The following is a 6,807-nucleotide window of genomic DNA, read 5'->3' as shown; positions in this document are numbered from 1 at the left end:
CAATCATCAGCATGACATCGATCGGGGGTGAAGTAGGCTGAAGACCGAAGACGAACACCAGTATCGCCATTCCTACACCGCCCATGACGCCAAGGCCGATGCCTCCGAGACGCGCTCCGACGATGATTGCAGCCAAAACAAATAAAAGTTGTAGTGTCAGCATAGCTTTTATATAAGGTTTCACAAAAAGCCATTTTAAGAAATCTTTGCAATTCTTATGTGACTTGTTCATATTATTAAACTATAAATCTTAAAAATGGTTTTGCAACGTTTTAATGTTTAATAACATTTTTGCAGAAATTCGTAATTCTTTTCTCTACCGTGACTCGCCACAAAACCAATCCTCTTCCCCTTTTGTTAAAAAAATATCATTGCATCAGCCTTGCATCGGAACCTGAAGAATCAGGATGCACGTGATAAGAAACAGTTTCCAAGGCTACCGCAGTGCTTCAGGAACCGTCAGTTTCAACTGTTTCTGAATAGCTTTGAAAAACACAAAAAACATTAAGTTATGGATTGCTTTATACAAACGCTGAGAGACAACCCGGCGATTGCGATTTTCCTGACGCTGGGAGTTGGATTTCTTGTAGGCAAACTGAAGTATAAGACATTCTCGCTGGGAAATGTCACTTCGGTTCTGCTTGTCGGTGTTCTTGTCGGACAACTCGACATCCCTGTTCCCGGACCGGTGAAATCAGTATTCTTCCTACTCTTCCTTTTTGCAATCGGATACAGTGTGGGTCCCGAATTCTTCAGGGCATTGAAAGGCACTGGCATAAAACAGGTGCTGTTTGCCGTGGTCATGTGTGTGATATGCTTTGCCGTGACATGGGGTGTCGCCCTGCTTTTCCACTATAATGTCGGAGAGGCATTGGGACTGTTTGCCGGTGCACAGACAATTTCCGCAGTGATAGGTGTCGGGCAGGACGCCATAGGAAACATGAATGCCTCGGCTGCCGATAAAACGGCATGGAGCAACATAATACCGGTATGCTACGCCGTGACCTATATATTCGGCACGATCGGTTCCGCATGGATTCTCGGCTCGCTCGGTCCGGCAATGCTCGGCGGTCTGAAAAAGGTGAGAAAGGAAACGGCAGACCTTGAGAAATCGATGAACAGCAGCGGTGTCGATGACGACCCGGCATATATCAACGCATTGAGACCGGTGGTATATCGCGCTTACGAGGTCAAAGGAGATTTCTTCTCCTCGCCGCGCACTGTAGCTGAAATCGAGCAACACTTCACCGATGAGCACATGCGTGCATATGTGGCACGTATAAGGACGGAAGACAAGTTTATCGACAATCCCGACGGTGATGTCAAGGTCTCGCAAAATGATATTATCGTTGTCAGCGGACGCCGGGAGACTCTCGTCAGCGGCGAGGGATGGATAGGTCCCGAAGTCGCGGATGACGCTCTGCTCTCTTTCCCGATAGAGAAAGTTCCTGTGATGATTGCACGCAAGCAGCTTGACGGAAAGACAATAGAAGACCTGCGTCATATGCCGGAAATGAACGGTGTGCTGATATCCGCAATCACGACGGCAAACGGAGCCTCAATTCCTGTTCTCGCCAAGACGGAACTTCACCGCGGATATACCATGACCCTGCAAGGAAGAGATGCGGATATCAAAAAAGCATCTTCCATAATCGGGTATGTAGACAAACCGACAAACCAGACCGACATGATTTTCGTAGGTCTCGGAATCTTCATCGGTACTATAATAGGAGCCATAACGATTCATCTCGGCGGTATACCGGTAAGTCTCTCCACAAGCGGAGGAGCGCTCATCGCCGGTCTTGTCCTTGGCTGGCTGCGCTCGAGACACCCGACTTTCGGAAAGATTCCAACTTCTTCGCTATGGATTCTAAATAACATGGGACTCAATATGTTTATCGCTGTGATAGGTATAGAATCCGGACCTTCGTTCGTGCAAGGCATACAGCAGGTGGGATGGATGTTGTTTGTAGCCGGTGTGATCGCAACTACTCTTCCGCTGATTCTCGGCATATGGATCGGCGACAAAATCTTTAAATTTCCGGCGGCTATTAATCTTGGATGTAACGCAGGTGCCCGCGTCACTACCGCCTCGCTCGGCGCCATACAGGATTCGCTCGGTTCCACTCTCCCGGCAATGGGTTACACCGTGACATATGCGATTGGCAATACTCTGCTGATCCTTATGGGAGTGATAATGGGCATTATCATGTAAATTCAGAATATAAAAACAGTTTTATGAAGTATTATGAAAACAAAAGATCAGATCAGAGAATATGAGAAAGCACTCGAAGAGATGAGTCCTTTCGAAATCAAGGATACGCTGATTAAGATGGCGAAAAAAGGGTCGGAGACCACTACCGACACATTCCTTAACGCCGGGCGTGGAAACCCCAACTGGATAGCCACGGCTCCACGCGAGGCGTTTTTTCTTCTCGGTGTATGGGCTGTGGAGACTTGCCGCAATGAAGCCTATTCGAAACCGGGCGTTGCCGGAATGCCTCCTGAAGAAGGCCTGGGCGACAGCCTGAAACTCTTTCTTAAAGACAATGCGGCGAGACATGGCGCGCATCTTCTTCTGAATGCCATCGATTATGCGGAAACTGAACTCGGCATATCAGCCGATTCGCTGGCTTATGAATGGGCAGACGGCATAATCGGCGACCACTATCCCACCCCGGTCAGGATGCTTGTCAATGCAGAAAAGATCGTACTGGCATATCTGGCGCAGGAAATGGGCGACAATGCACCCGGTCTTGGAAAGGAATATGACCTTTTCGCAACAGAAGGCGGCACTGCTGCAATGTGTTATATTTTCGACTCCCTGCAGGCAAACCACCTTCTGAAGAAGGGTGATTCCATCGCGCTGATGGCTCCTATCTTCACGCCTTATATAGAAATCCCGCAACTTGACCGCTACAGTTTTGATGTAACCAATATTTACGCGGACTCTACAGACAAAGACGGCTACCACACATGGCAATATCCCGTAGAGGAGATGGATAAACTGCGGGATCCTAAAATGAAACTTGTCTTCCTCGTGAATCCGTCCAACCCGCCGAGCTACAGGCTAAGTCAGGATTGTCTCGACTATCTTGTGGATGTCGTAAAGAAAGACAACCCTGACCTGATGATCGTAACGGATGACGTATACGGCACTTTCGCCAAAGATTTCAAGAGCCTGATGTATGTGCTGCCACGGAACACACTCTGCGTCTATTCCTTCTCAAAATATTTCGGTGCCACAGGATGGCGTCTTGCGGTTATTGCCGCCGCCAAGGAAAACATATTCGACAGGCTCATATCTCAGGAATCCAAGGAATGCCTTGAGGATCTTGACAAAAGATACGGATCCCTCTCGCTGCACCCTGAGAAAATCCGCTTTATAGACAGAATGGTTGCTGACAGCAGGTCTGTGGCACTGAACCACACCGCCGGACTGTCGACTCCCCAGCAGATTCAGATGTCGCTTTTCTCTCTGATGTGTCTGCTCGACAAACGAAACGTATATAAGAAGAAGATGCAGGATATGGTGGAAGACCGTCTTGAAGCTCTTTGGAAAGGCACCGGTTTCAGGCTTATGGAAGATCCGTTGCGCGTAGGATACTACAGCGAGATCGACCTTATGCTGTGGGGAAGCAAGATATATGGTGATGACTTCTGCAACTGGCTAAAAGCCAATTACGAACCGATAGACATAGTGCTGCGTCTCGCCCGCCAGACTTCTGTTGTTCTCCTCAACGGCAGTGGATTCGACGGTCCGTGCTGGTCAGTCAGAGCTTCTCTCGCCAACCTCGACGAGATTGATTATCTGAAAATCGGATCGGCTTTACGCTCTATTCTCGACGGTTACTACGAAGAGTATAAAAAAGCAAAGTAAAAACTGTATGACAAGTAAGCGTTGAAAATCCGCTTATATGCAATTTCCCGGAAATATTTACGACTCCGGACTCGACTGCCAATGACGAGTCCGGAGTCTCCATGTCTGACCGGACAAGAGCCGATATAAAACAAAATAAATGATATTTGGAACGTTTTATGTTTTTAAACGTTTTACAATTAGAAATCTTTAATTATATTTGTGGATTCATTCCTCGCCTCGCAAACTTTGTTTCAAAAGACACGGAATGACAATAGAGATTATACCTTAAATATAAACCATAAACATTTTTACAATGGAGACCACATCTAAAAAAGGATTTCGCGAAGAATCCGACCTTCTCGGCACACGCGAGATTCCTGATTCAGTTCTTTATGGTGTTCAGACACTTCGAGGAATAGAAAATTTTGAAATCAGCAAGTTTCACCTGAAAGATTACCCCTTGTTCATCAAGGGACTCGCAATCACCAAATGGGGTGCTGCCGTTGCAAACCACGAGCTTGGTCTTATCAGCGATGAGCAATTTAACGCAATCGTTCAGGCTTGCAAGGAGCTTATCGAAGGTCAGCACCATGAACAGTTCCCCGTAGACATGATCCAGGGAGGTGCGGGCACTACCACCAACATGAATATCAACGAGGTAATCACAAACCGTGCCCTCGAAATCATGGGACGCCAAAGAGGTGAATACCAATATTGCTCACCAAACGATATCGTGAATTGTGCCCAGTCAACCAACGATGCCTATCCTACAGCGATACATATCGGCATGTATTACACTCACCTAAAGTTTGTGGAACACTACAAGGTGCTGATAGAGTCTCTGCGCAAGAAGAGCGAGGAGTTCAAACACATCGTAAAGATCGGAAGAACCCAGTGGGAGGATGCGGTGCCTATGACTTTAGGACAGACTTTCAGCGGTTTCGCTTCAATTCTTGAAGACGAACTCCTGCATCTCGACGAGGCTGCCGCCGACTTCCTTACTGTGAACATGGGTGCCACGGCAATCGGAACAGGCATCACCGCCGAACCCGGCTATGCCGAAAAATGCGTCGCCGCCCTCGGAAAGATTACAGGATGGAATATCAAGCTCGCCAAAGACCTTGTAGGAGCAACTTCCGACACATCCTGCCTTGTAGGATATGCAGCAGCTCTGAAACGTGTAGCTGTTAAAGTCAACAAGATATGCAACGACCTGCGTATCCTTGCCAGCGGACCGCGCTGCGGTTTCGGCGAGATCAACCTTCCTGCAATGCAGCCCGGTTCGTCTATCATGCCGGGTAAGGTAAATCCTGTCATTCCGGAGGTCATGAACCAGATATGCTATAAAGTGATGGGCAACGAACTTTGCGTCACCATGGCAGGAGACGCAGCACAGATGGAGCTGAACGCGATGGAGCCGGTAATGGCTCAATGCGACTTCGAGNCTGTGGACCTTATGATCAACGGATTCGAGACCCTGCGAATCAGATGTATCGAAGGAATCACGGCAAACGAAGAGCATTGCCGCACCCAGACCCGCAACAGCATCAGTATTGTAACGGCACTCAACCCGGTAATCGGCTACAAGAACTCCACCAAGATTGCCAAAGAGGCTCTCGCCACCGGAAAGAGCGTATACGACCTTGTGCTTGAACACGACATCCTGAGCAAGGAAGACCTTGACACGATTCTCGCTCCCGAGAACATGATCAAGCCCGTGAAACTCGACATAAAGCCCAAACGCCACCTTTGATATGACCTGAAACCCGCATGAACGGTTCATCCGTTCCATACGATAAAACCACAAGGGGGATGTGCCTGACGGTACATCCCCCTTCTAAAATGTCATGCCGCAGTAATCGCTTTATGAAGCAATAAGACAAATTCTCCAACTTTATGAAGTCTTCCTCTTGCGATATAACAGGTATCAGACTACCGGAAGAATAATTCTTCTTTTCTATTTTACACTTAGGTGTAATTGTAGAGAAGCATTCGTTTGAAGTGATATATTTCCAGTTATGATTCATAATCGTTGCAGTTTGTAGGGACGCGCCATGGCGCGTCCGCGTTGTCAATGTGGTTTGGGTTAAACCGGTCGTAACACCAATTTTCAACATTCGCATCGATATAATGCATAATATTCGCGTATGCATGCTGACTGCGAATAATATGCTCATGAAATCTCTCTTGCCAGCCGAATTCTATGTTTTGCTTTCTCGCAGCTCTGGTAACTGTGCTCTTTATTTGTCCTACTATTACTGCCAATCTGCTGTTGTGGTGAAAATTTTTGGCTTCTGATGGTTCATGTCGCTTTGACTTCAGACATCCGTAATTGTTTTGTGACTGGGATGTTGACAAAATGGGGGACGATGCGGACGCGCCATGGCGCGTCCCTACGGAGATTACCAAATGGATGTGGTTGGGCATCACGACGCTATTCCAGACTTCTGCCTCTGGAAAATGATCTGTCACTTCGTCTATTGTTGACTTCATGATATGTCCTATATCTGTAGGAATCATTTTCCCACCTCGTATCTCTCCGAAATAATGTATCTTTTGGTCGCAACAGACCGTAATGAAGAATATTCCTTCATTATAGTCATGCCATTCGGCCCGGAACTGGTGTCGGTCAGCCATGTGCGAGCATCTTTTGGAGTTCGACCATGCCACGGAGGAAGGTTTCCCATATCTGGTCAATATGCGATTTTATCTGTCCTGTAATCATTCTGCAAAAATAATACTAAATACAGACTTTCATAAGTGTATCCGGAATATTTTGCGAAAGTTTTTTGAGAATCAATGTACGAAATTCACCTATGTGTCCGAAAACGGACGCCCTTTGTTTTGTCAGATTGTTAATATCCAACACTTTATATTTTTGGCACGCATAATGTCTGACTTTCTGCGTAAACTATCCGAAGTTAAAATTGGACAGAGAGATTTCA

The 6,807-nt window shown here is 47.0% G+C and carries 5 protein-coding genes; 3 read left to right on the top strand and 2 right to left on the bottom strand.

Features of this window, described 5'->3' with window-relative positions:
* A partial coding sequence (locus JX312_RS07245) for an anaerobic C4-dicarboxylate transporter family protein (protein ID WP_239653848.1) occupies positions 1-160 on the bottom strand: 160 nt, incomplete at its 3' end.
* A gap of 351 nt (positions 161-511) precedes the next feature.
* Between JX312_RS07245 and aspT the strand changes: the two genes are divergently transcribed.
* The 3 genes from aspT (at position 512) to JX312_RS07230 (ending at position 5,615) form a co-directional block, all read left to right on the top strand.
* Positions 512-2,215, top strand: coding sequence for an aspartate-alanine antiporter (gene aspT, locus JX312_RS07240; protein WP_128707115.1), 1,704 nt, complete (start codon positions 512-514; stop codon positions 2,213-2,215).
* A gap of 33 nt (positions 2,216-2,248) precedes the next feature.
* Complete coding sequence (locus tag JX312_RS07235; RefSeq protein WP_204457534.1) at positions 2,249-3,880, top strand: bifunctional aspartate transaminase/aspartate 4-decarboxylase; 1,632 nt, start codon at positions 2,249-2,251, stop codon at positions 3,878-3,880.
* 295 nt (positions 3,881-4,175) lie between these two features.
* The gene (locus JX312_RS07230; RefSeq protein ID WP_204457533.1) at positions 4,176-5,615 is read left to right on the top strand and encodes an aspartate ammonia-lyase; all 1,440 of its coding nucleotides are present in this window, start codon (positions 4,176-4,178) and stop codon (positions 5,613-5,615) included.
* A 263-nt stretch (positions 5,616-5,878) separates the two neighbouring features.
* On the opposite strand, the gene JX312_RS07225 is transcribed toward JX312_RS07230, so the two are convergent.
* Complete coding sequence (locus tag JX312_RS07225; RefSeq protein ID WP_204457532.1) at positions 5,879-6,499, bottom strand: transposase; 621 nt, start codon at positions 6,497-6,499, stop codon at positions 5,879-5,881.
* Between the last annotated feature and the right edge of the window lie 308 nt (positions 6,500-6,807).

The sequence above is a fragment of the Barnesiella sp. CU968 genome, assembly GCF_905219685.1.
Classification (GTDB): Bacteria; Bacteroidota; Bacteroidia; order Bacteroidales; family Muribaculaceae; genus Lepagella; species Lepagella muris_A.
This window is presented reverse-complemented; position numbering and strand designations above follow the sequence as displayed.